This is a genomic window from Campylobacter sp. MIT 12-5580, assembly GCF_005406235.1.
GTDB lineage: Bacteria > Campylobacterota > Campylobacteria > Campylobacterales > Campylobacteraceae > Campylobacter_D.
The window spans coordinates 1-24,878 of record NZ_NXLK01000005.1 but is presented as its reverse complement, the minus strand read 5'-3'; the positions used below and the strand labels follow the sequence as shown (position 1 = coordinate 24,878).

Genomic DNA, 24,878 nt, shown 5'->3' with positions numbered 1-24,878 from the left:
TTTATAAAAGCTTGATAAGCTCTTTAGCAAGCAGGTTTTGAGGAGTTAAGCCTATGAATTCTTTTGTTTTAAAGCCTTCTTTATCATACAGCACGATCACAGGCACACCATAGATCCCACCTACAGCCTTAGAAAAAAACTCACTTGCCTTTCTTTCATAAAAAAGTGTAAAATCAAGCTCTTTTTCATCTGCCCATACTAAGGCGTCTTTTTCATCTTTAGCATCACCTAAAATAGTTAAAAAATCAAATTCATGAAGCTTTCTTAGCTCTTTTAAAATTGCAATTTGTTCTTTACACACCCCACAATCTTTTGTAAAAAATACCAAAGCAAAGGGCTTTTCTTGCTTAAAATCAAGCTTTTTTTCAAAACCATCAAAACTAAACTCATATATTTTGTTTGAATTTAAGGCTTTAAAATTATTTTCAAAGCAAGCACTAAAAAACAGGACTAAAGCAAGGATAAAAGCTTTTCTTGCAAGCTTTGCCATGGCTTATCTCCTATAATTTTTTCTTGCACTATGCCATCTTTGATGATAAAAGTTGTTGGTAAAGCAAAAACAGCATATCTTTGCCAAGAAATGTCTAAATCATCTTTTAAAAGCACTATATGCTCAAGTTTAAACTCTTTTTTGATTGAGGCAATGACTTCTTTTTCATCGACTGAGTTGATGGCTAGGGCTGTGATTTTATCTTGATTGTTTTTAACAAACTCATCAAGCAAAGGAAGTTCTTTAATGCAGGCTGCACAACCATTTTCAAAAAAAACTATGATTTTAAGTCTTTGATTAAAATCGCTTAATTTTACTGGTTCGCCTTGTAAATTTTTAGCCAAAATAGACGGCGCTTCCTTTCCTAGCTCGGCTCTTTTTTCGCCCTCGCACGCTAAAAATACAAGGCTTAAAATAAGACTAAAGATACATTGAAAAGTTCTCATTGCATCACTCCATGTGAAAGGATAATCATCTCATCAGCTTGTTTTGCTAAGGCTTCATTGTGCGTGATGAGCACTATACTTTTGCCTTCTTTTTTAAGTTTTTGCAAAAGCTCAAGCACGATTTGCTCGTTTGCCTCATCTAAATTTCCAGTTGGTTCATCAGCAAGTAAAAGCTCTGGGTTATTAATCAAAGCCCTTGCTATGCAAAGTCTTTGCTGCTCGCCTCCGCTAAGCTGGCTTGGTAAATGACTAAGGCGGTGTGCCAAGCCCACTTTTTCAAGCACAGCTTTAGCGTCACTTTCTTCTATGCTTGAGTGATAATACTGAGCGAGCATAACATTTTCAAGGGCGTTAAGATAAGGGATAAGATGAAATTGCTGAAAAATCAGTCCTATTTTTTCACGGCGAATTTTTATCTTTGCTTCTTCATCAAGCTCATCTGTGTTTATACCATCTAAAAAATAATGCCCAAAACTTGGAATATCAAGCAAAGAAAGTATGTTTAAAAGTGTTGATTTGCCACTTCCTGAAGGTCCCATAATGCTTAGCCATTGCCCTATTTTTAGGCTAAAATTTATATCTTGCAAGGCTTTAAGCTCGCCAAAATTCTTAGATAAATGTTCTACTTTGATAATTTCTTTCATTTACTCACCTTTCAAATTCTCACAAATGTTTATCTTTAAAGCCTTTTTGATAGGAAAATACGCCGCAAAAAAGACAAAAACAAAGGCTATACACAAAGCAAAAAAGGCTGCTTTAAAGCGAAAATCAATACTTGCATTAAAGATCAAATAGCCAAAAATATTTGCCAAAATATAGCCAAAAATCACTCCAAAAACACAAGCGATCAATGTCAAAACAAGGCATTCTAAAGCAAAAAGCTTGATAATATCTTTTTTTGAGCCACCCAAGGCTAAATGCAGGGCAATTTCTTTTTTTCTTGAAAAAATGATAGAGCTAAGCGTGGTATTTACACTTGTTGAAGCGATGATTAAAACCACAAGCACGATTAAAAACATTAAAGCTTTAAGCTTATCAAGCACCAAGCCCTCACTTAAAGATACAGATGAAATAGGCTTTGCAAATAATTCATCATTGCTAAGCTGCAAAGCTTTTTCACTCACTTGCTTAAAATCTCCATCAACCAAAGCCTGAGCATAGTGTATGCCAAAATACCCACTTAAGTTTTGCACCACAGCCAAATCAGCGATAAGAAGGCTATCAAGCTCATCAGAACTGTGAATAATGCCTTTGATTTTAAGTTTTATGCTTTTTGAATTTAAAGGATTAAAAAGCTCAAGTTCTGAGCCTATTAAGTCCTCAAGCTTTGCTTGCTTGTTGCCACTAATGAGCCTTGCGGCTAAGTCTATGCCTAAAAAAGCTGAGTTTTGATCAAAGCTACTTAAAGAAAAATTTCCAAATCTTGCTTCAATAAAAGGCTTACTCAACTTTAAAGCCTTAAAATCAGTGCCTAAAACAAGAGTATCTTGTCCCCATGCATTTAAAAAAGTATAAAGATAAGGCGTGATTTTAAGCTCTTTTGCAAGCTTTTTATAGCTTTCATTACTGATAAGCTCATCTTCTTTGGTGGCTGAGATAGTAAGATTTGCCCCATAAGCTTTTAATTCTTTAGAAAGCTTAGTATCAATGTCAAAATAAATATTTAAAAAAGCCACACTTACACAAACTGCAAGAAAGATAGCCAAAACCATAATAAAAACGCGTTGATATGAAAAAATAAGGCTTTTAAAAAGCTGTTTTAATACAAAGTCATTTACCATAAAGCACCTGCACTTCGCTTTGTTCGCTTATGCTCCTTAATGCAAACAAGCAGGCTAAAAGCACGGCTAAGCCAGCAAAAACCATACAAAGCGGTAAAATGATAAAAGAAATAGGGATAAAATAAGCAAAGATATTTAAAGCAATAAGCTCACTTAAAGCTACTCCAAAAACAAAGCCAAAAAAAGCTGCAATGAGTGCAACGCATAAGTTTTCACCAGCAAAAATAAGATAAATTTGTCCTACACTTGCTCCTAAAACCCTTAAAAGTCCTATTTCTTTCTTTCTTGCGTGAAGCTCAGAACTCATCAAAGAAGCAATGGCTATGGAAGAGATGATAAGAGAGATTAAGGCTGTGGCGATCATGAGGGTTTGAATTTTTGTAACGATTAAATTTTCAGCATCTGAAATAGCAGTTTGAGCCTTTGCACTCGCTCCTTGAAAATCTTCTTCGATCTGATAGGCTATAGAGCCAACATAAGCCGTGCAAAACCACATATCAAACTCAACACTATCAAGCGAGCTAGCCCCCAAACGCCTTGCTTTTTGAGCCAAGTCATTTTCAGGTATAGTTAAGGCTGAAACTTCAGCTTTAAAAAACAAGCCTTCTTTGTGTAAAAGTTTTTGAGCTAGGGCTAAAGAAGTGATGATTTTATTTGCGTTTTTATCAAAATTATGCACTATGCCCACAACCTTAACCTTTTGATCATTAAGCACAAATTCATCATTCAAGCTCAAAGCATTCTTACTTGCAAACTCATCGCCTAACATCACTTCATCTAAACTATCATCATTTGCATATCGCCCATTAATCTTAAGCACAGGATAAAGCTCTTTTATACCGGTATGAAAATCATCTTCATCAGCTATATCAAGCTTTTTATCAAAATAAGTGCCTAGTATGCTTACTTGCTTATCATTCATCATCACCTTGCCTTCTAAAAAAGGTGCAAAAGCTGTGATATTGTTTCGCCAAAAAATTTCTTTTATGGTATGAAGCTTTGATTCTTCAAGATAGCTTTTATCTTTTAAAGGCTCAAGTACCTTATCGCCAAGTTCTACGCTCAAACTTGCGCCTTTTGGCAAAACAATGATATTTGCACCATAGCTTCTTAGTTCTTTGCTGAGCTCATTGCCTATGCCAAGCGTGATATTAAGCATAGTTGCAAGCAGCAAACTTGCTAAAAAGCAGCTTAGAAAGACAAGAACTTTTTGGGTTTTATTTCTAAAGATAGAATTTTTTATCATTTTTAAAAGCATGCTTTATCCTTGAGTTTTAAACACGGCACTAAGATTGTGATCGAGGTATTGTTCAGGCTCTTTTTTAAAGGCTTCATAATTTTCTTCATTATCAAAATAATAAGTCAGCCCAGCATAGATATAAGAATACTTTGCCTCAAGGTTGATCAGCTTAGTTTTAGAAACTGGATCTTGCACCTCAAGTTCTTTTACCTCAGTAAAGAAATTTGAACCCTTAATCACATCTTCAAGTTTTATGCGTATCTTTTCTCCATCAAATTCATAGGCTAGTGGGATAGGATTGCACCCACCTTCCTTACCTACACTAGGCAGAAAAATCCGCACATTACAACTAATACAAATAAGCTCATTGCCCCTTTGCACATAGCCCATATCCCCACAAATCGCACAAGCATCAAAAACAGCTACCGGCGCATCTTTATCTTCTCTTTTGTTAATCAAAAAAAAGCGTATAAGCTTGCCCTCACTGCTAATATATGCAAAGCGGTGCAGTTTATTGTCCCTTAATAAAGCCATATCAAAGACAAACTCGGCATTTTCATTTGGTAAGATCTCAGTTGGCGTATCTATACTTACAGGGCGTAAAGAAATGACATGAAAATACAAAATCACGCCAAAAGCAAGGACAAAACTTGCAAAACTTACAGCAAAATAAGCATTTAATTTTGCATTTAAAGCCTTGATTTGTCTATAACGCATATCAAATAAATGCTCTTTTTTAAGCTCAAATACCTTAAATCTTAAAAGCAAAAATGCCAAAACAAGCAAAAAAATCAAATACGCATACACAAAAAATTGTGCATAATACACACTTTTTGCCACATAAGAAAGTAAGAGCGAATAAGTATAGATCAAGTCTTGTCTCATGGCTGTATGAAGTATATTTGCAAGAGCACTATTAAGCTCGCAAAGTAGCAAAAAAGCAAAAAAGATAAGGCTTAGACTTTGATTAAACTTGTACTGCCACCTTAAAAAAAAGAAAAAAAATAAAGCTAAGATTAAAGCTAAAATGATAAAGGCTAAGGATTTTATAGCCTCACTATCAAGCAAAGAACTTGTAAATATAGGAAAATCTTGACTTAAAACATAATATCTTACACCAAAAGCAAAAGCAGTGATAAAGATAAAAACAAGCCTTAAAGACAAAAGCTCTTTTTTTAAAAAGCTTAAAATAAAAAGCACAAAGCTACTAAAAAGTAAAATATAAGCAAAAAAAGCTAAGCCTTGAGTTCTAGCATAAGCACTTGCAATATAAAAGGCAAAATACGCAAAGACAAAAGCAAGAAAAATCCACAAAAAAACAAAGCCAAATCTTTTAATACGCACGCTTGCAAGGCTTGCTATACAAAATAATGGCAAAAGCACGCTAAAAGCGTGAAAAAAATATATACTCAAATGAAAGCCTTTTTTATACTTAAATTTAAACCCTTGCTTAAAGCAGAACTAGGCATTTTCAAGCCTGTAAATTCTAGCCTAACTTAGTTAAAAAGAGTTTTAAATTTAAATATAAAAGCCTCTATTATAGAGGCTTTACACTCATTTAGGAGCGCCTGTGTATTTGAATTTATAGCTTACCTTAAATGGTTCAAACCACTTGCCAACGCCTGTTTCAGCGTCTGTATGACGACCAAAACCTTGTTTTTCTGGATTAGTAATCACATAAGTTAGTTCGTAATTTCCTGGACCAAATTTACCACTTTTGTCCTTTTCCATAGCGATATTTGCACCATAGTGAGGACCATCATCAGCCACCATAGGCATAAAAGTTCCTCTTTTTACTCCGCCTGTATCAAGGTTTTTAAGCTCATAAGCTATGCTAAGATATGGTATCCAAAAGCCTTCTGGAAAGCCGTTTTTATTGCCCTTAATAGCATGAATATCAGCTTCAAGGTGAATATCAGCTAAAGAAGCTGCTAAATCAATACCACGTGGTTCCATTTCTATAGGCTGAAGATACACGGCAGCTATTTCCATGCCATTAATCTCATGTGGATCGCCAATTGGCACCTCTGCACTGAATGCGTTGCTTGCAAACACAGCTGCTGCTGCGATGCTTAATAATGCTTTTTTTAACATTATCTAACTCCTTTTTTAGTGAATTTTTGTGTTATAACAATGCCCAAAATGAGCAAGATTAAAACTATAAACTGAGGAATGAGCGTTTCATAGTATGGATAAACCCCAAGCCACAAAATAGGCTCAAAATGAAAAGGCAAGAGTGAAGGCGTGATGAGTTTGCCCTCGATAAGCTCGCCTATGCCTTTGCCTGTAAAGACAAAGACCATATAAAAAATGATATAAGAGACTATATAAAAAAACTGCCTCACTGGAATTTTAATCGCTCCAGCCTTAAGCAAGAAATAAAGCACAACTAACAAGGCTAAGCCCACGCCAAGTCCTATAAAAATAGCTGAATAATCAGTGCTTGTCTTTGCATCAAAGAATAAAGCTTGATAAAAAAGCACAGTTTCAGCCCCTTCTCTATATACAGCTAAAAAGACTGTAAGCCAAAGCGTTTTAGCTGAATTATTTGAAATGGCTTCTAAGGCTTGTCCTTTGATATAGCTTGCCCATTTTTGATTGTGTGCGTTTGAAAGCAGCCAAAAGCCCACATAAAAGAGCAAGGCTACAGCTATAAGCATGGTAATGCCTTCTATAAGCTCTCTGCTTTGCCCTGAGTTTTCTTTGAAAATCCAAGAAACAAAAAAGGCAGTGATAAAACTTAAAACTATCCCTGTTAAAAGGGCTGAATAGGCTATATTTAAGCGGTTTTTATTGCCACTTTGAATAAGATATGAAACTATAGCCACCACGATGATTAAGGCTTCTAAACCCTCTCTTATAATGATACCAAAAGCCCAGATGAAAAGCGAATACGGCGTGCTTGTTTGCACTAGATCAACAGCCTTGCTAAGCTCGGCATTTAAGGCATCAAAATTAGCTTTTAAGGCTGATTTATCAGCACTTGATTTGATCAAAGCTACACCTTGAGAAAAAAGGCTTTCTATCTTGAGCTTTAAGCTGCTATCAACAGCACCAACTTTACTTTCCATGCCACTTGCTTCAAAGATGTCTAAATAGGTATTTTGCAAGGCATCTATACTTGAGTTTGAAAAACCTTGATAATCATCAAGTATATTATCTAAGGCTATGCGTATATCATCAGCAACCTTTGAATAATCCCTAGTATTTATTTCATCTTCATTAAAGCCTTGCACCTGTATCTTTGCAAACTGCTCCTTTGGAATTTGTAAAAAAGCATCAAAAAGCAAGTCTTCTATATCTTCAAGCTCATTTCTTAGGGTTTTTTCATCGATATTTTGTTCATTGATCTTAGTAATGAGTGAGCGTATGGCGGCTTGAATTTTTCTATCAAGTCCGGCTGTAGTGTGATTGCTTATAGCAATTTCTACTTTTGAGTTTCTATATTCATCAAATAAAGCACTATTAAGATAATCCTTAGCCTCTTGGAATTTTTCATTTTTAAAACTGCTTGCAGCTTGGTTAAATTTACCTGAGATGGTATCAAGCAAGAATTGCAACTTAGGCTCAAGAGCTGAGGCACTTTGAAGCTGGGCTATGACATCTGCATCATTTTGAGAATTTAAATTATTCAAATTGTTTTCATTATCTATGGTGTTTGTATTTGAAGTATTTGAGTTTTCATCACTTGATGTCCCAAACATAGAAGCAAATAAAGCATCAGCTTCAGCCTGTCTTTTGGCATTTTCTTCAAGTGAAGATTTTGCAACTTCTTCATCACTTAAACCATCTTGAGTTTTTTCTGCCTTAAGCCTAAAGCCTGTTTGAATGATAGGTGCAACCTCATCAAGATCAAAAACAAGCCCTTCTATAAGAGCAGTGATATGAGCTAGATTGGCTTCATCTTTATACATACGACGCAAATTAGAAAATTTACGCTCCATAGTAATAGCCTTGCGTCCTATGTTGCGTCCTATAGTACCTTCCATATTCTCAAAATGCTGAAAATAAGCGTCCTCAACCTTTTTCTTTGCTTCATTTGCCTTGCCATCTTTATAAAGTGTTAAGCTCTCATTTAAAAGCCCCTTAATAAGCTCAGCCTCAGCTATATAATCATCAACGCGAGCAAAACTAAAACTCACACTCAAAAACAAAAAAGCAAAAAATAATCTTATCTTTAGCATTAACTTTCCTTAAAAATATCCCAATAATGCTTTTAATACTATTGTAGTTATTTGCATATTTGATAAAAGTGTAATACTTATTAGCTTAATTTTAGATAAAAGTTATCAAAATTAGAGTTTGTTGATAGATTTTTTTAAAAAAACCTTGAAAGATCAAGGTTTTATGGGGCTTCATAGCATTTTTATTTTACTCACTGAGATCATCATTCATTTTCGAAGTCACTTCAAGCAAATCAAAAGCAGCGATAAATTGGTCTAAATCCTCATAATGAAGCACAAATTCTTCAAGCAAAAGCTCTATATCATCTCGACTTAACTCAAGATAAGCAGTTCTATCATTTGGATTTTCTACCCTAACAACCATTGTTAATCCTTTGTTGTAATTTTCATCTGCAATTATATAAAAAATTATTAATAAAATGTTTAAAATGATACTTTTTTACAGAAATTCACATTCTTTGTAATTTTCGCATTCGTTTTTTCTCATTTTCTTGGAAAATTAAGCACAAATCTTGAGTTTAAAAAGCTTCATTTCAAGCTAAAATCGCTCTTAAATTTGCAATGTATTCTTTTACATTTTTTTCTTGCATTAAACTTGATCGCAAGCAAATGCCTGAGATTGAGCTTTCTTTGAGCTGGGTTAGAGTCTTTAAATTTATACCTCCTACAGCATAAATAGGAATTTTAGCATTTTTACATAACTCATTTAAAAAATTTAGTCCTTTTGGTGCTAAATCTTCTTTGCAAGAGCTTTCAAAAATATGTCCTGCTATAGCATAATTGCACTTAAAATACTCAGCCAAAAAAAGCTCTTCTTCACTATGCACTGAAGTGCCAATAAGATGAAAGTATTTCACAAGTCTAGGTTCAGCCTTTAAGATATCTAAAGGGCAGTGAAAATACCTGTGATTTAGTTTTAAGGCTACCTTATCAAAATAATGCAAAATGCAAGTTGTTTTGTGTTTTGCACAAATTTTTAATACCTCTTTAGCTAGTTCATAATACTTTGCTTCACCAAGTTCTTTTTCCCTTAAGATCAAAGCATCGATTTTTGCTTTTGCAAGCTTTTCAATACGTTTTAAAAAGTCCTCTTCACAAAGCTTGCTCTCAGTAATAGCAATGATTTTTTTAGCCCACATAAATACTATCACTCATCACAGCTTGTAATTTTGCTTTTTTAAGCATAGAAAAAACCTCGGCCACGCTTCGCTCATCGCTGATTTGAAACTGATCATCGCCTTTTTTCTCGCCTGAATGCTCGCCTATGCCTACTGAAACCCCAGCTGAAATTTTAGTTGCTACTATGTCAATGATCTTATCTCTAAAGCCAGCCCTTTCTCGCGTTGAAACTACTATATTTGCAAAGGGTAAAAAAATCCTATACGCACATAAAACCTGCAAAAGTCTTGCTTCAGTTACATCTTTTGGGCTGATTTTGCGGTTGCCTAAAATGGGACGAAGCCTTGGCGCAGAAAGTGAAAGTTCAGCATGAGGATAAGCTTTTTGCAAAAAATAAGCATGCAGGGCTGTAGCAAGGGCGTCTTTTTCAAACTCATCTATACCAAGCAAAGCCCCAAAGCCAACCCCTCTCATACCAGCTTTTAAAGCCCTTTCTTGTCCATTAAAGCGGTAAGGAAAGACGCGTTTTTCCCCAAAGATATGAATTTTTTCATACTTTTGGGCATTATAAGTTTCTTGATAAATAGTCACAAATTCACAGCCATTTTTATGCAAAAGCTCGTATTCATCAACATTCATCACATAAACTTCTACTCCAACGACTTTAAAATACTCCTTAGCAATCTTGCAAGCTTGTGCGATATACTCCACACTTGCATGCTCTCTTCCCTCTCCAGTAAGTAAAAGCACTTCTTGCAAGCCTGTATCAGCTATGGCTTGCATCTCAGCTCTTATTTCAGCCTCACTGAGTTTTGCTCTAGCTATGGCATTGCCCTTTTGAAAACCACAATACACACATTTACTTTCACAATAATTACTCAAATAAAGCGGAGTAAAAAGAGCGATAGAATTTCCAAAATGCCTTTTTGTAAGCATTCTTGCCTTAAAAGCAAGCTCTTCTAAAAAAGCACTTGCTGCTGGACTAAGCAAGGCTTTTAAACCTTCTATACTTAAGCTTTCACTTTGTAAGGCTTTTAAAACCTCAGCTTGAGTATAATTTTCTTTTTGATAAGAACTCACTTGGGCTAAAACATTTTGAAGCAGCTTAGAATGAATTTCTTGCATATTGCTTTCATATTCAAACACACTTTTTTTACTCATTTTTTTTAATCCCTTAAAAAGCCAGTAAGTGGAGATGAAGCCCTAGCAAGCTTACTTTGCCCTGCTATGCCAGCTAAAAAGCCTTCCCTGCCAGCTTCTATAGCCAGTTTAAAAGCTCTTGCCATTTGAGGGATATTTGAAGACAAGGCTATAGCGGTGTTAATCATCACTGCACTTACGCCCATTTGCATAGCCTCACACGCTTGTGCTGGGCTGCCAAGTCCTGCATCAACGATGATAGGTAAATCAAGCTCATCAAGTAAAATTTGAATAAAATCCTTAGTTCTTAAGCCCTTATTTGTACCTATAGGTGCTCCAAGTGGCATGATAGCAGCTGCTCCAGCATCACGCATAGCCCTTGCTGCATAAAGATCTGGATACATATAAGGTAGAGGCGTAAAACCTCCTTTTGCAAGCAGTTCAACAGCCTTTATGCTTTCATAATTATCTGGTAAAAGATACTTACTATCTCGTATCACTTCTATCTTGATCATTTCAGCCCCACACAGCTCTCTTGCTAGCTGAGCTATTTTTAAGGCTTCCTCAGCCGTCCTTGCTCCGCTTGTATTTGGCAAGATAGTGATATTTTTAGGGATATAATCAAGTATATTTTCAAGCTTACCTGTATGAGCGCGTCTTAAAGCAAGGGTAATAATCTGTGCATTTGCTTCTTTAATCGCCGCTTCAATAAGCTCAAGGCTAAATTTACCAGAACCAAGTATAAAGCGAGAATTAAACTCAAATTTTCCAAGTTTTAATGTATGCAAAGTATAGTCCTTATTTTTTGTCAATTTTATAGCATTCAAGCTTAAAAAAATGTGAGAAAGGGTTTAAATGAATAAAAAAACTTAAATTTTATCTTTATTTTTCAAAAGAGTTTCAAAACTTTGCAAGGATTGTTTGATCTTTTGACTTTCAAGCTTTCTTGTGATAAAAACGAGCTTTGAGCCATTTTGTTCATCTTTTTTAATATGACTTGGTGTGTGCATGATATGCAAAACAGCGTTGATATTCACTAAAAAATCCTCTCCTGTATCAATAATGCCTTTTACTCTTAACACCTGCGTTCCATATCGGTGCAAAAGCATACTTAGCCATATGCCAAAAGCACTCCAATTTACACTATAATCAAATTCTAAAGCCAAACTTTCAAAATCTTCTTCATGCGTTTTTATAAGGCTAAAGTCTTGAAATTTAGCCTTTTTATCCAAAGAAAATAGCTCTTCATGATTAAAATCTTGTTTATCAACAATACTTGCGCTTGGATTTAAACTTTGAAGCTCTTGTATTAAGCTTTTATCTGCTTTTTTAAGATCAGTTTTTGTAAGCATTATGCTATCAGCTAAGATGATTTGATCTTTGGCTTCTTGATTTTGCAAGTGTAAATGAGCATTAAGCGTATCAACGCATACAAGGGTATTTTGCAAGATGAAATGATTGCTTAAAAAAGCATCACTAAGCAAGGTAAAAGCTATGGGAGCAACATTAGCCAGTCCCGTAGTTTCTATAATGACTTTTTTTAAGGGCTTTTGCTTTAAATCATAGCTATCAAGGAGTTCTTTTAAGCCTTTGATAAGATCAAGCCTTTTATTACAGCACACACAACCTGAGTTTAGCACTAGCATTTGCTCATCTTTATAGGCTATGCTTGGCTTTAAGATACGTCCATCAAGGGCTATTTGTCCAAGTTCATTCACAATGACAGCCAAGCCTTCATCATCATAATGCCTTAAAAACTCATTTAAAAAGCTTGTCTTGCCACTTCCTAAAAAGCCTGTGATTAAGATGATGGGGATTTTAGCCATGATGTTCTTTTAAAAAATTGATAAAATTTAAGTCCAAAATGTCAATGGGTTTTGAGCTAAGCTCTTCAGCCTTAAGCCATAAATCCCCAAGATCATTTACGATAAGGCTTTTACCCTTCTTATCGCTGAGTATAAATTTAGAGTTTTGCCACTCTTTGATACTTAAACCATAAAAGGCAAGGACAAGCCCTAAAAGCTTAGCCCTTTCAAGTCTTGATCTTTGCCTTTCTTTTTGATTTTCACCAGCACTTATGCTTGCTTTTTCTTCTTTAAAGCTAACATCACTCCAGTGAAAAGAGCTTATGAGCTCGCCGCATAAAATGCACATTATTAGCTTGCCTTATTTTTTACGCGGACTTCTTTTTAAAAAATCATCAGCAATTTCATTAAAATTTACCCATCTTACACCCTCATGGCTGTTGATATGAGAGATGATTCTTTCATGCATCATTAAAACCTGAGGACGCCCACTTACATCAGGGTGTATAGTCATAGCAAACACAGCATAATCCATTTCTCTATATACCCAGTTAAACTGATCAATCCACATTTGCCCGATATCCCTTGGAGAGACAAAACCAAAGCTATTTGGGGATTTTTTGATAAACATCATCGGCGGTAAATCATCCAAATACCAATTAGCTGGAATTTCTACTAAATCAGTTTCTTTTCCTCTTACCAAAGGCTTCATCCAGTCTTTTGCCTCAGCTGAATAATCAATCTTCGTCCAACTATCGCCCACTCTTACATAATAAGGCGTAAAATCATTATGCATTAAAGAATGATCGTATTTTATGCCGTGTTTAAGTAAAAGTTCATTAGTGATATTTGAAAACTCCCACCACGGCGCAACATAGCCAGTTGGTTTTTTGCCGGTTAAACCTTTGATAAGCTCTATACTCTTAAGTAAGACATCTTCTTCTTGTTTGGCACTCATAGCTATTGGATTTTCATGTGAATACCCATGCGCGCCTATTTCATGCCCTGCATCAACGATCATTTTCATTTGCTCTGGAAAGGTTTCTATAGAATGTCCTGGTGCAAACCAAGTAGCTGGGATATTATGCCTTTTAAAAAGCTTTAAAAGTCTTGGTATACCAACTTCTCCTGCAAAAAGCCCTCTTGAAATATCATCTGGGCTATCCTCGCCCCCATAACTTCCAAGCCAACCTGCAACCGCATCAATATCCACGCCATAAGCCACTAAAATTTCTTTTGCCATTTTTTCTCCTTTAAAATGATTTGAGTTTCGTTAAATAAGTACTTGTAAGCTCTAAGTTAATATCTTTTAAATACGGGATATTTTCTCTTTGAGCTCTGATAAGATCTAAATTTAGCTCCTGCACTATGCATTCATTTTTATTCTTAGCCTGTTTTAAAACTTTAGCCTGAGGATTAATAATGCGTGATTTACCAGCAAATTCAAGCTTTTCTTTACTTGAATAATGTAGCTCAAAAGAGCTATGATTTGAAGCGATAACATAGCAAGCATTTTCTAAGGCTCTTGCTCTTAAAGCAAGCTCCCAAGCATAAGTTCTTGCCTTACCAAAAGCACTTGGATAAGCTAAAATTTCAGCCCCACTTAAAGCCAAAATCCTCGCACCCTCGCCAAAGCCAAGCTCATAACAAATTTGCAAGCCAATTTTTACTTTAAATTTTTTAAAATCCAGCTCAAATACTTCATATTTTTTACCCTGTTCAAAACGTTCTTTTTCTTCGCCCCAAAGATAAATTTTGCGGTATTTTCCCAAGAGCTTGCCCTCAGCTGAAAGTACAAAAGCTGTATCAAAAATTTGATGATTTTCTTTTTCAAGCGTGCAGGCTATAAGAAAGGTTTTGGTATTTTTTGCAAAGTTACTTAAGGCTTTAAAAGCAAAATGTGAGTGTGGATTTGAAAAATCAAGAGCAAGCTCAAAGTCCTTATCATTAACGCAATATCCGCTATCAAAAAGCTCTGGAAAAACAATAAGTTTTGCACCCTTATCAACGCCTTTTTGAGCAAGTTTTAAAGCAAGCTTGAGATTTTTTTCAACTTCATAAGGCTTGCTTTTCATTTGTATGCTTGCGACTTTTAATTTTCTCATTTGTTTAATCTTTGTTAAGTTTTTATTTTCATTTTAAAGCTTTAAAACTTAAAAAACACTAACAAAAGTTTAAAAACAACTTTTTTTCAAGAAAATGTTACAAATATGACTTTTTACAAAGTAAGTAAATCTAAACTAAATTCTCACAAATTCTCTCGCCCATCTCAGAACAAGTGATTTTAATGCCTTCATTTGCATAAATATCAGCCGTTCTATAGCCTTGCTTTAGGGTTGTTTGTACAGCTTTTCGTATGGCTTTAGCTTCATTTTGCAAATTTAAACTCAGCTCAAGCATTAAGGCTGCACTTAAAATGGTGCCTATGGGATTGGCTAGATTAAGTCCTGCTATATCAGGGGCTGAGCCATGTATTGGCTCATAAAGTCCAAAATTTTTATCACTTAAAGACGCTGAAGGTAAAACACCCAAAGTTCCGCTTAAAACACTAGCCTCATCACTTAAAATATCCCCAAACATATTTTCAGTTAAAATCACATCAAATTCACTTGGATTTTTGCAAAGTTGCATGGCTGCATTATCCACATACATAAAGTTTAAATTTACTTCAGGATATGAACTAGCCATATCTTGCACCACTTCTCTCCATAAACGAGAGCTTTCAAGCACATTTGCTTTATCCACACAAGCAAGCTTTTTTTTGCGTTTTAAGGCTAATTCAAAGCCGATTTTTGCGATTTGTTTAATCTGACTTTGTGAGTATTCAAGCTCATCTTTTGCCCAAAGTTGTCCTTCTTTGACAAAGCGTTCGTGCTTACCAAAATAAATCCCAGAAATAAGCTCTCTAACAATAATAAAATCAATGCCTTTATCTAAAATCTCAGTTTTTAAAGGACTTGAATGACTTAGCTCTTTCATCACGCTTGCTGGGCGTAAGTTTGCGTATAAGTTTAAGCCCTTTCTTAAGGCTAAAAGTCCAGCTTCTGGGCGATTATGTGCTGGCTCATTATCCCATTTTGCTCCACCTATAGCGCCAAAAAGCACGGCTTTGCTTTCTTTGCATACCTTTAAAGTCTCCTCAGGTAAAGCCTTACCACAAGCATCAATAGCAGCCCCGCCCATCAGCACTTCTTCAAATTCAAAATTATGCTTGTAAATTTGAGCTATTTTTTCAAGCACTTTTAAAGCTTCATTGATAATCTCAACCCCTATACCATCGCCTTTTATCACTGCTATTTTCATCAATCTTCCTTTTTATGAGCTACGAAATTTACATAGCCATTTGCATTGATGATTTCTTGTATAAAAGGTGGGAAGGGCTGGGTTTTAAAGCTTTTATTGGTGCTTAAATTTTTAATCTCGCCTTTTTCAAAGTCTATTTCAACTTCATCATTTGCATTGATATTTGAAGCAATTTCCTCACTTTCTATGATAGCAAGCCCTATATTAATGGCATTTCTATAAAAAATGCGTGCAAAAGACTTTGCTATAATACAACTAATCCCACTTGCTTTTATAGCTATAGGAGCGTGTTCTCTGCTTGAACCACAACCAAAATTAAAGCCTCCCACCATAATATCGCCTTGCTTTACTTTTTTGACAAATTCCTTGTCTATATCTTCCATGCAATGACTTGCTAGCTCTTTATTATCCGTTGTATTAAGATAGCGAGCTGGGATAATGACATCTGTATCAACATTATTGCCATATCTGTGAACTTTTCCGTGTGCTTTCATCTTTTCTCCTTATAAAACTTGCTCTGGTGCGCTTAAAATTCCACTAATAGCACTTGCTGCTGCAACTTCAGGTGAGGCTAAAAAAACTTGTGAAGTTTCATGTCCCATTCTGCCAACAAAATTGCGGTTTGTGGTTGAAACGCATTTTTCATTTGCAGCTAAAATTCCCATATGTCCGCCAAGACAAGGACCACAAGTTGGAGTTGATACCACGCAACCTGCCTCGATAAAGGTTTTTAAATAGCCCTTTGTGATGCATTCTAAATAAATATTTTGAGTCGCAGGGATAACTATACAGCGAGTGTTTTTAGCGATTTTTTTACCTCTTAAGATTTCAGCTGCTACAGCCATATCACTTAATCTTCCATTCGTGCAAGAGCCAATCACAACTTGATCTATCTTGATCTCGCCCCACTCATCTTTAGTGCGTGCATTTTCTGGTAAGTGCGGAAAAGCCACAGTATGATCGATCTCATCTAAATTAATGTCAAAAACTTGCTCATAATACGCATCTTCATCAGCTACAAAGATTCTTGGTTCTTTTTCGCTTCTTCCCTTAGCATACTCAAGCGTGATATCATCAACGGCAAAAATGCCATTTTTTGCTCCTGCTTCTATAGCCATATTGGCTATACAAAGTCTATCATCTATGCTTAAGTTTTTAAGCCCCTCGCCCATAAATTCCATACTCTTATACAAAGCCCCATCAACACCTATCTTACCGATGATATGCAAGATCACATCCTTACCACTGATATGTGGGCGAAGCTTACCTTTGATATTAAATTTCATAGCTTGAGGCACTTTAAACCAAGCCTTACCTGTTGCCATAGCCACACCCATATCAGTTGAGCCAACCCCTGTGCTAAAAGCCCCTAAAGCCCCATAAGTACAAGTATGTGAATCAGCCCCTATGATAAGATCACCTATAGTTACAATGCCCTGTTCAGGTAAAAGTGCATGCTCAACGCCCATATTTCCAACATCATAATAATGCTCTATATCAAAGTCATTAGCAAAAAAGCGACATTGCTGGCTTTGAGTAGCAGCTTTTATATCTTTGTTTGGTGCAAAATGATCCATTACTAAAGAAATTTTACTTTTATCAAAAACCTTGCTGAATTTAGCCTTATTAAAGGCATTAATCGCTACTGGAGTAGTAATATCATTGCCCAAAACCATATCAAGCTTTGCCATGATAAGCTCTCCAGCACTTACAGAGTCCTTACCTGCTCCATTGGCTAAAATTTTTTGAGTCATAGTCATATTTTTCATTTTTTATCCTTTGTGATTGTTCTATTTATCGCTGTGATTAAAGCTAGTATTGAAGCGGTGATGATGTCTGTATCAATGCCAGCTCCAAAGAAGTTTTTTTGCTTGCTTTGTATTAAAACATAAGCAATAGCCTTTGAGCTTGAGCCTTGAGAAAGAGCATGCTCGCTATAATCAAGCACATCAAAATCAAAGTCTAAAATGCTTTTTAAGGCCTTTGCTACCGCATCAAGCCTGCCATTTCCCAAACCTTCAAGCTCGTGTGCTTTGCCTTGAAATTTTACTTTTAAATTGACTTTTAAATTTTCAGTTTTTTCAAAAGAAAAACTTAAAAGCTCTAAAGGCGCTTTCACATTGACAAAATCACTTTCAAAGATAGCCACTATCTCATCAGCGCTAAGCTCTTTTTGCATTTGCACGGATTTTTCTTTGATATAATATGAAAATTCCTCTCTTAAATGACTTGGCAAATTTGCCCCAAAACGCGAATTTAAGATATAAGCAATGCCACCTTTTCCGCTTTGAGAATTTATGCGTATCACATCGCTTTCATATACTCTACCAACATGCTTTGGATTTAAAGGAAGATACGGCACGCTCCAAGTTTCAAGCCTTTGTTCCTCATGATAAGCCATACCTTTAGCAATGGCATCTTGATGAGAGCCTGAAAAGGCTGCAAAAACAAGTTTTCCAGAATAAGGTTGTCTTTCATACACACGCATTTTACTCACTCTTTCATAAAGCTCACAAATACGCGGTAAATCACTAAAATCAAGCCCAGGATCAACCCCATGCGTGTATAAATTCATCGCAAGCGTGATAATATCGACATTTCCGGTGCGTTCTCCATTACCAAAAAGCGTGCCCTCAACCCTATCTGCTCCTGCTAAAAGCCCAAGTTCAGCTGCAGCTGTAGCACAACCTCTATCATTGTGTGGGTGTAAAGAGATGATAACTTCCTCTCTTTGTTTAAAACGTTTTGAAAGATATTCAATCTGTGAGGCATATACATGAGGTAAAGAAAGCTCAACCGTTGCTGGAAGGTTGATGATGAGCTTTTTTTCCTTGCTTGGCTTAAACTCATCTATAATAGCATCACACACCTCAAGGGCATAATCAATCTCAGTTCCTGTAAAGCTTTCTGGTGAATACTCAAAACAAAAATTGCCCTTAGTATCCCTAGCAAGTTCTTTGATAAGTTTTGCGCCTTCAAGGGCGATTTTTTTGATCTCATCTTTGCTTTTTTTAAAGACTTGTTGTCTTTGAGCATAAGAGGTTGAATTATAAAAATGAACTATGGCATTTTTACAGCCTTTTAAGGCTTCAAAGCTTTTTTTGATGATATGTTCTCTTGCCTGAGTAAGAATTTGAATGCTTACATCATCTGGGATTAAATCTTGCTCTATAAGACTGCGAATAAAGTCAAACTCAAGCGAGCTTGCAGCTGGAAAGCCAACTTCAATCTGTTTAAAACCGATCTCAACTAAAAGCTTAAAAAACTCAAGCTTTTCTTCTATACTCATAGGCGTAATCAAGGCTTGATTGCCATCTCTTAGATCCACACTACACCAAATAGGTGCTTTGGTGATAAATTCTTTCTTACACCACTCATAGCTTGGGCTTGGGGGCATAAAATAATTTCTTTGATAGTGTTTAAAACTCATAAAAAACTCCAAAAACTTATAAAAATTTAAAAAGTCTTAGAAAAAAAGACTTAAAACATAAACTTAAAAAATAAAAAAAATGAAAGATTACAGAGAAAGTTGCAGCAGGGCAGGCAGGGCGAGAGTGAATTGAACTTGTTTTTGCGTATGATATGTTTTCATATTTTCCTCCTGCGTTGATATTTTTAAATAAACTTGATTATAACTAAAAAATATAAATTTTTCTTTAAAATTGCAAAAACAAAGTCTTATTTTGTGTGAAATTTGCTTTTAATGAAGCATTATATCTTAGTTTGTGTTTTCATTTTGCACAAGCAATTCAAGCACTAAATTTGCCTGATGAGCCGCACAGATATTTACTCGTGGTGCCATAAGTCCATTTCCGGGCTTTGCCCCACTTACTAAATCTCCGCACATATAAAAATTTTGAGCGATTTTTCTTGTTTGAATGCTGTTTGAGTTTCCAAAGCCAGCCAGTCCTGAAGCACAAATAAGTGTTGTATTTGGATAGAATTTATGAAAATTTTGCGCTAACATAGCTTTAGCTTGTGCACTATCAAAGGCTTCACAGACTATATCACAATTTAAAAAAAACTCTTTGATATTGTTTTCATCGATTTTAATCGTAAAAATTTCTGTTTCTATGAAAGGATTAATTTGAGCGATTTGCTCTTTTAAAGCCTCAGTTTTAAACCTGCCTAAATCCTTGATAGCATAAGCTTGGCGGTTAAGATTGCTTGGCTCTATAATGTCAAAATCTATAAGCTTAAGCTTGCCGATCCCACTGCGAGCAAGCATTATAGCAATATGCGAGCCTAACCCACCAAGCCCACACACTGCTACGCAGGCTTTTTTAAGCTCATTATGCACTTTTGGGGTATGTCTTGCACTCATCATCGCTTCAAGTGCTTCTTTTGGAGGCATAACGCCTTTTGCTATGCAAAAAAGCTCGTCATTTTCTTTTAAATTCAAGTTTTCTTTAGTTGCAAAACCATTGATAATCCACACTTCATCAGCACTTTTACTCACGCTTTTAAAAAATTCCTCACTTGTCTTAAAAGGCGTATCCACAAACTCGCCATTAAATTTAATCCTCATCAACCACCTCCTACAAAGCTTACGATTTCAGCCTTATCATCTGCCTTTAAAATCAAGCTTTCAAACTCGCGTTTTGGAACAATCTTGCCATTAAGCTCAAGAGCGATAAACTCAAGCTTTAAGCCTTTTTCTTTTAAAAAATCCATAAATTTAAGCTCGTTTAAATCAAGCTTTTCTCCATTTATCATCATCTTTAATCCTTAATTTATCAGCTTATTTAAATTCTAAAAATTTTCTATCAAGTCCTTAAACACCAAACAAAGTTTATCAAAATCCTCTAAACTTACTTTTTCATCAACAGCATGAATACTATCATTTCTTACACCAAACTCGACGACTTTTACTCCAAATTCAGCAAAAAACCTCGCATCACTTGTCCCACCTTTAGTATTTAAGCTTGGGACAACTGCGGTGATTTTTTGTATGCTGTGGTTAAGTTTTTGCACGATTTTACTATCTTTATCAGTTAAAAAAGGCTTTGAGCTTTGTTTTAAGCTAAGCTCGTAATTTAAGCCCTTGCAAAGCTCCTCTATATAAGTTTTTATATCTTCTAACTTGCTTTGATTTGAATTTCTAACATTAAACATAATCTTAAGCTCACTTGGAGTTACATTACTCACCTCGATGCCGCCTCTAATGTCTGTTATCACTATCTTTGAAGGAGCAAAAACTTCATCGCCTGGATCAAGATCAAAGCCGGCTAGGGATTTGAGCACTCCGGCAAACTCATGTATGGGATTAATGCATTTTTCAGGATAAGCAGCATGTCCTTGCTTACCTTTGATGAGAAGCGTGCCATTTACTGAGCCTCGCCTGCCTATCTTAAGACTATCGCCAAATTTAAGCTCGCAACTTGGCTCAGCAACCACCGCAAAATCAGGCAAAATTTGCTTTTCTTGCATAAATTTAAGCACTTCTTTAGTGCCATATTTTGCCTCGCCCTCCTCATCACTTGTGATAATAAGACTTAGCCTTGAACCTTTAAAATCCGCATGTTTAGCCGCATAAATAAAAGCTGCAAGCCCACTTTTCATATCTTGTGCACCTCTGGCGATGATAAAACCATCTTTTTCAGTTGGCTCAAAAGGCTCACTACTCCAACCCTGCCCTGCAGGCACCACATCAATATGTCCGCCAAAGGCTAAATGCTCGCCCTCATCTTTAAATTTTTTAGTCAGCAAAAGATTTCTCACACCCTCTTTTTCTATAAAAAAAGCCTCAAATTCATCAAGTTCTAAGGCTATATAATTTAAAGCTCCATCATCATTTGGAGTAATTGATTTAAATTTCAAAAGCTCTAAAAGTAAATCTTTTGCTTGCATAGCTTGTCCTTTTTGCGAAGTTTCAAGCATTATAACACAAATTTCTTACAAAACATGGCTTTGCCTAAGATGAACTTTAGTCTAAGACTTATCTGAGGCATTTATCTTCGAAATTATTTTAGCTTATTTTTAAGCTCATTTTAATTCTACCTTAAATCCAAGTTTCAACACATTTAGCTCGGCACTATAGAATTCTTGCGTGCTGTTTTGGCTAGAGAATACAAACACAGCAAAAGTATAATGCTATATAACACACTAGTTGATCTGATAATATTTTCCATCATCTCATCGTAATGAATAGCTTCTTGCAACTCATTAAAACCTGCAATATATCCTTCTTTTTTATCGTTTTTAGCTTTGTCGTTTTTATCTTCTTCTACTTTAGGTTTTAATTTATCTTTGCTATCTTTGATAAAGTGCTTAAAAGCATTTAATTCTTCAAAGCTTGCATTTTTGTCTTGCGGTAGAAGATTTATGTTCGAACTATTTTGCAAAAACTGAGCCAACTCCAAAAGAACTTGCGGAGAAAACTCATTTAGCTGTTTTTCAAATTTGCTTTGGACTAAATTTTCTGTTTGAAAGATGCCAAAAAGTGGGTTAATAAGCTGAGGTTTTGTGGTAATAACCATAAAAATTCCCATATAAGCAAATAATCTTACAATAAAAACAATAATATTTACCTTAATAATAAACAAACCATAAAAAATACATATCATTAATATATATGTCACGATCACTATATTAACCAATATATTTGAAATTAAAATTATTGTAGCAAGAACCATAAAAAAAGCCAGAAATAGAAACAAAATTATAAAAAAATACTCTGTCGTTACTTTTTTTATGTTTTGAATGATAAAAAGAATAGGTAAAGAGAACGAGATAAAAAGAGCGGAAATTAAATAATCTTGATCGATCTTTGTTAAAAAATTCATATAGTATGAAAGCAAAAAGTTAGCTAACCAATAAATCGCTATTATCATGGTGGTAAAATTTAGAATTTTTATAAAATTTGTATGATGATCACTTGTGTTGCGATAAATTTGAAGCAAAATTTTGTCAAAAAATAAGGTAAAATCACGCATATTCTTTCCAAGTTTAGATATTTTAAAAGTACAAATTCTAAAATATCCTTTCCAAAAAATAACAAATTTATCAATACTTAAAGGCATAAGAGATTTCAAAATAAAGGTTAATGCCTTTATTATCTTCATAACACTATATTCTACACATATTAACAAAAAGACTATTATTAAAGGTAGCACCAATGTTGCCATTGCTATCATCCATGCTAAAGCTGTAGATGACAACTTTAATATTATTTTAACAAGCCTCCATACAAAATCAATAAAATTAAATTTATAATATTTCTTGCAATACTTTACTTCTTTTACTGTTTCTTTCACGATACCATCATATTTTTTAAGTATGCTATTATCATATTTTTCAAGTTTAGTTTCTATTTCAATTTCTTTAGCATAAAGCTCTAGTTTATGCCAATTTTGAGCCTCTAAAAGATTGTTTTGTTCGATTAAAACATTTTTCAAAACACGAAAAGAATCTTTTGCATTTTGTGCGTATTTAATCTTGAATTCTAATTCTAGTTGTTTCACTTTCTTATCATCGTTATTATAAGCCCCTTTTTTATCATTAAAAGTTTTATCTATTCCATGACATTTATCAATATAAACCCTGATGGCATCGAAATTTATCTCATCTATATCTACACCAATCAAATTCACAGCACTTAATTCTTTAAAAACACAAGCACTAAAATTTGGCACCTTATCAAAACTCGCTCCATAAAAACCAGCCACTTTTTCAAACTGACTCTCATGAAAATCCGCATAATCTTTAAAAATAGCATTATTAAAATAAACATTGTCATTGAAACGACAAGTATTAAAACTTATTTTATTAAACGTTAAATCCTTAAACTCGTGAATTTGTTGAAACTCACAATTTTTAAATTTAAGTTCTTTTTTAAAAAACTCTTTATCATCGCATTTAAAAAGATTAAAATTTACTTTTTCAAATATAAGTTCATCCTGAGTAAAAGTATCTTTTGAAATTTCAAATTCTTTTTCAAAAGTTATATTTTTAAATTCTACTTTTTGCTTAAATTCAGTCTCATTAAATTTAAGTTTTTCTTTAAAATTAACATCTTCAAAACAAACTTTTTCTTTAAATAAGCATTTATACATACTAAAATGTTTATTAAACTCCACCTTTTTAAAAGTAATTTTTTGATTAAATTCTTTTTTTTCTTTACTAGAACTCCAATTAAAAACAAAACCACCATTAAATACAGCTTTTACAAATTGAAGATTCTTTTCAAATTTACACTTAGTCAATGAAAGACTTTCTTCAAAAACCCCAGAAAACGCAACCTCATTAAACTTTCCAGAAAACTCTACCTTCCTTTCAAATTTCACATTTTGATCTAAAATAAAACTATCCTTAAAATCTACATCTACTAAATCTAAAGATTTTTTATCGCCTTTAAAAACAGTATTTTCAATTTTAACCTTTTTTTCAAAAACAGCAATTAGTAAAATAAAATCTTTTTCAAAAATGGTTTCCTTATTTATGCCAAAAACAGTAAATTCACCTTCAAATTTTGTATTAAAAAATTTAACTTGTTCTTTAAATGTACTAGCATTAATTTCAATGTTTTCATGAAAATCAATGTGATCTAACTCTATGCTCCTTAAAAATTCACATTTATTCAATTTGAGTTTATAGTGAAATTGTTTTTTAATTGAATCAATTTTAAATGCCTTATCGATTTTAAAATTTTCACTACTTAATTTAGCATTTTCAACTTCAATATTCTCAAATTTGCAATTATCAAATTTAAGTAGTGGATATTTTGGATTTTTTATGCTACTCAAAGAATCAAAATCCTTTGAACTATCTGCATTTAAAAAAACATTTTGACTTTCATCTTTATAATTTTCAAATCGCACCTTATCAAACTTACAACCTTGAAATTCAACAACTTCTAAATTTAAAAATACATCTCCATCAATACCATCTATATGAAGTCTCAAAATCTGAGGAAGGTCAAACTTTTTTATTTCTTTATTATTTATATCTTTTATTTTTATTGTGTTATCTTTTTGACCAAAACAAATTCTTTTAACATTTTTCCTTGAATCCTTTTCCACTTTACTCAATAAATCCGAAAGAACAAGTATATCGGCCATAAAATCCCCTCCAAACACAACTATTAATTTTCACAAAGCATTATACCAAAAACCAAAAAAAGAACTAAACAAAGAAAAAGTAATAAAAATAAAAAAATAACAAGAATATAAATTTGTAAAAAGAATAAATAACCAAGCAAGATAAAAAAGAAAAAAATCAAATAATAAAGAAAGTAAATAACCAAAAAAGTAAAGAATAAAAACTAAAAACAAACAAAGTCCGCAACAAGCTACTTTCCCCCTGCCAGTAAGGCGTAGTATCATCACCCACGATGTGCTTAGCTTCTTGGTTCGAGATGGAGCAAGGCGTT

The 24,878-nt window shown here is 34.3% G+C and carries 24 protein-coding genes; all 24 read right to left on the bottom strand.

The genetic code is table 11. The features are described from left to right. Position 1: 1 nt before the first annotated feature. The 24 genes from CQA38_RS06100 to CQA38_RS05990 all read right to left on the bottom strand — a co-directional run bounded on the left by CQA38_RS06100 (position 2) and on the right by CQA38_RS05990 (position 24,567). Positions 2-490: a thioredoxin fold domain-containing protein gene (locus CQA38_RS06100; protein ID WP_137633117.1), complete on the bottom strand. Its 489-nt coding sequence runs from the start codon at positions 488-490 to the stop codon at positions 2-4. Continuing rightward, positions 451-936 (bottom strand): TlpA disulfide reductase family protein, encoded by a 486-nt coding sequence (locus CQA38_RS06095; protein ID WP_137633116.1) that lies wholly within the window; start codon positions 934-936, stop codon positions 451-453. The genes CQA38_RS06100 and CQA38_RS06095 overlap by 40 nt, the downstream gene beginning before the upstream one ends. After that, positions 933-1,580 (bottom strand): ABC transporter ATP-binding protein, encoded by a 648-nt coding sequence (locus tag CQA38_RS06090; protein ID WP_137633115.1) that lies wholly within the window; start codon positions 1,578-1,580, stop codon positions 933-935. Before CQA38_RS06090 ends, CQA38_RS06095 begins: the two co-directional genes overlap by 4 nt. Continuing rightward, on the bottom strand, positions 1,581-2,717 hold the full coding sequence (locus tag CQA38_RS06085; protein WP_137633114.1) for an FtsX-like permease family protein: 1,137 nt from the start codon (positions 2,715-2,717) through the stop codon (positions 1,581-1,583). It abuts the gene before it with no gap. Beyond that, positions 2,707-3,975, bottom strand: coding sequence for an ABC transporter permease (locus CQA38_RS06080; RefSeq protein ID WP_137633113.1), 1,269 nt, complete (start codon positions 3,973-3,975; stop codon positions 2,707-2,709). Before CQA38_RS06080 ends, CQA38_RS06085 begins: the two co-directional genes overlap by 11 nt. A 3-nt stretch (positions 3,976-3,978) precedes the next feature. Beyond that, complete coding sequence (locus tag CQA38_RS06075; protein WP_137633112.1) at positions 3,979-5,370, bottom strand: Fe-S-containing protein; 1,392 nt, start codon at positions 5,368-5,370, stop codon at positions 3,979-3,981. A 141-nt stretch (positions 5,371-5,511) separates the two neighbouring features. Next, the gene (locus CQA38_RS06070) at positions 5,512-6,051 is read right to left on the bottom strand and encodes an iron transporter (protein WP_137633111.1); all 540 of its coding nucleotides are present in this window, start codon (positions 6,049-6,051) and stop codon (positions 5,512-5,514) included. Next, on the bottom strand, positions 6,051-8,141 hold the full coding sequence (locus tag CQA38_RS06065) for an FTR1 family protein (protein WP_137633110.1): 2,091 nt from the start codon (positions 8,139-8,141) through the stop codon (positions 6,051-6,053). Before CQA38_RS06065 ends, CQA38_RS06070 begins: the two co-directional genes overlap by 1 nt. A gap of 187 nt (positions 8,142-8,328) precedes the next feature. After that, on the bottom strand, positions 8,329-8,505 hold the full coding sequence (locus tag CQA38_RS09205; protein ID WP_156104100.1) for a hypothetical protein: 177 nt from the start codon (positions 8,503-8,505) through the stop codon (positions 8,329-8,331). Positions 8,506-8,674: 169 nt separating this feature from the next. Next, entirely contained in the window at positions 8,675-9,280 is a 606-nt protein-coding gene (locus tag CQA38_RS06060; protein ID WP_137633229.1) for a thiamine phosphate synthase, read from the bottom strand. Beyond that, positions 9,270-10,421, bottom strand: a complete 1,152-nt coding sequence (thiH, locus tag CQA38_RS06055; RefSeq protein WP_249355214.1) for a 2-iminoacetate synthase ThiH — start codon at positions 10,419-10,421, stop codon at positions 9,270-9,272. The genes CQA38_RS06060 and thiH overlap by 11 nt, the downstream gene beginning before the upstream one ends. A gap of 5 nt (positions 10,422-10,426) precedes the next feature. Beyond that, entirely contained in the window at positions 10,427-11,188 is a 762-nt protein-coding gene (locus CQA38_RS06050) for a thiazole synthase (RefSeq protein ID WP_137633109.1), read from the bottom strand. An 81-nt stretch (positions 11,189-11,269) separates the two neighbouring features. Further along, positions 11,270-12,226 carry a GTP-binding protein gene (locus CQA38_RS06045; protein ID WP_137633108.1) on the bottom strand — a complete coding sequence of 319 codons (957 nt, stop codon included), beginning with the start codon at positions 12,224-12,226 and terminating at the stop codon, positions 11,270-11,272. After that, on the bottom strand, positions 12,219-12,554 hold the full coding sequence (locus CQA38_RS06040) for a hypothetical protein (protein ID WP_137633107.1): 336 nt from the start codon (positions 12,552-12,554) through the stop codon (positions 12,219-12,221). Before CQA38_RS06040 ends, CQA38_RS06045 begins: the two co-directional genes overlap by 8 nt. 12 nt (positions 12,555-12,566) lie before the next feature. Then, complete coding sequence (locus tag CQA38_RS06035) at positions 12,567-13,448, bottom strand: polysaccharide deacetylase (RefSeq protein WP_137633106.1); 882 nt, start codon at positions 13,446-13,448, stop codon at positions 12,567-12,569. Positions 13,449-13,458: 10 nt separating this feature from the next. Next, on the bottom strand, positions 13,459-14,310 hold the full coding sequence (locus CQA38_RS06030) for a carbon-nitrogen hydrolase family protein (RefSeq protein WP_137633105.1): 852 nt from the start codon (positions 14,308-14,310) through the stop codon (positions 13,459-13,461). Positions 14,311-14,440: 130 nt separating this feature from the next. Next, the gene (gene leuB / locus CQA38_RS06025; protein WP_137633104.1) at positions 14,441-15,508 is read right to left on the bottom strand and encodes a 3-isopropylmalate dehydrogenase; all 1,068 of its coding nucleotides are present in this window, start codon (positions 15,506-15,508) and stop codon (positions 14,441-14,443) included. Further along, the gene (gene leuD / locus CQA38_RS06020; protein WP_137633103.1) at positions 15,508-16,002 is read right to left on the bottom strand and encodes a 3-isopropylmalate dehydratase small subunit; all 495 of its coding nucleotides are present in this window, start codon (positions 16,000-16,002) and stop codon (positions 15,508-15,510) included. The genes leuB and leuD overlap by 1 nt, the downstream gene beginning before the upstream one ends. A 9-nt stretch (positions 16,003-16,011) precedes the next feature. Then, on the bottom strand, positions 16,012-17,277 hold the full coding sequence (gene leuC / locus CQA38_RS06015; protein WP_212741820.1) for a 3-isopropylmalate dehydratase large subunit: 1,266 nt from the start codon (positions 17,275-17,277) through the stop codon (positions 16,012-16,014). After that, on the bottom strand, positions 17,274-18,938 hold the full coding sequence (locus CQA38_RS06010; protein WP_137633102.1) for a 2-isopropylmalate synthase: 1,665 nt from the start codon (positions 18,936-18,938) through the stop codon (positions 17,274-17,276). The genes leuC and CQA38_RS06010 overlap by 4 nt, the downstream gene beginning before the upstream one ends. A gap of 288 nt (positions 18,939-19,226) precedes the next feature. Continuing rightward, entirely contained in the window at positions 19,227-20,036 is an 810-nt protein-coding gene (gene thiF, locus CQA38_RS06005) for a thiamine biosynthesis protein ThiF (protein WP_170999477.1), read from the bottom strand. Next, positions 20,036-20,227, bottom strand: a complete 192-nt coding sequence (thiS, locus tag CQA38_RS06000; RefSeq protein ID WP_137633100.1) for a sulfur carrier protein ThiS — start codon at positions 20,225-20,227, stop codon at positions 20,036-20,038. Before thiS ends, thiF begins: the two co-directional genes overlap by 1 nt. Positions 20,228-20,260: 33 nt before the next feature. After that, positions 20,261-21,358 carry a succinyl-diaminopimelate desuccinylase gene (gene dapE, locus CQA38_RS05995; protein WP_137633099.1) on the bottom strand — a complete coding sequence of 366 codons (1,098 nt, stop codon included), beginning with the start codon at positions 21,356-21,358 and terminating at the stop codon, positions 20,261-20,263. 173 nt (positions 21,359-21,531) lie between these two features. After that, on the bottom strand, positions 21,532-24,567 hold the full coding sequence (locus CQA38_RS05990) for a pentapeptide repeat-containing protein (RefSeq protein ID WP_137633098.1): 3,036 nt from the start codon (positions 24,565-24,567) through the stop codon (positions 21,532-21,534). Positions 24,568-24,878 lie beyond the last annotated feature (311 nt).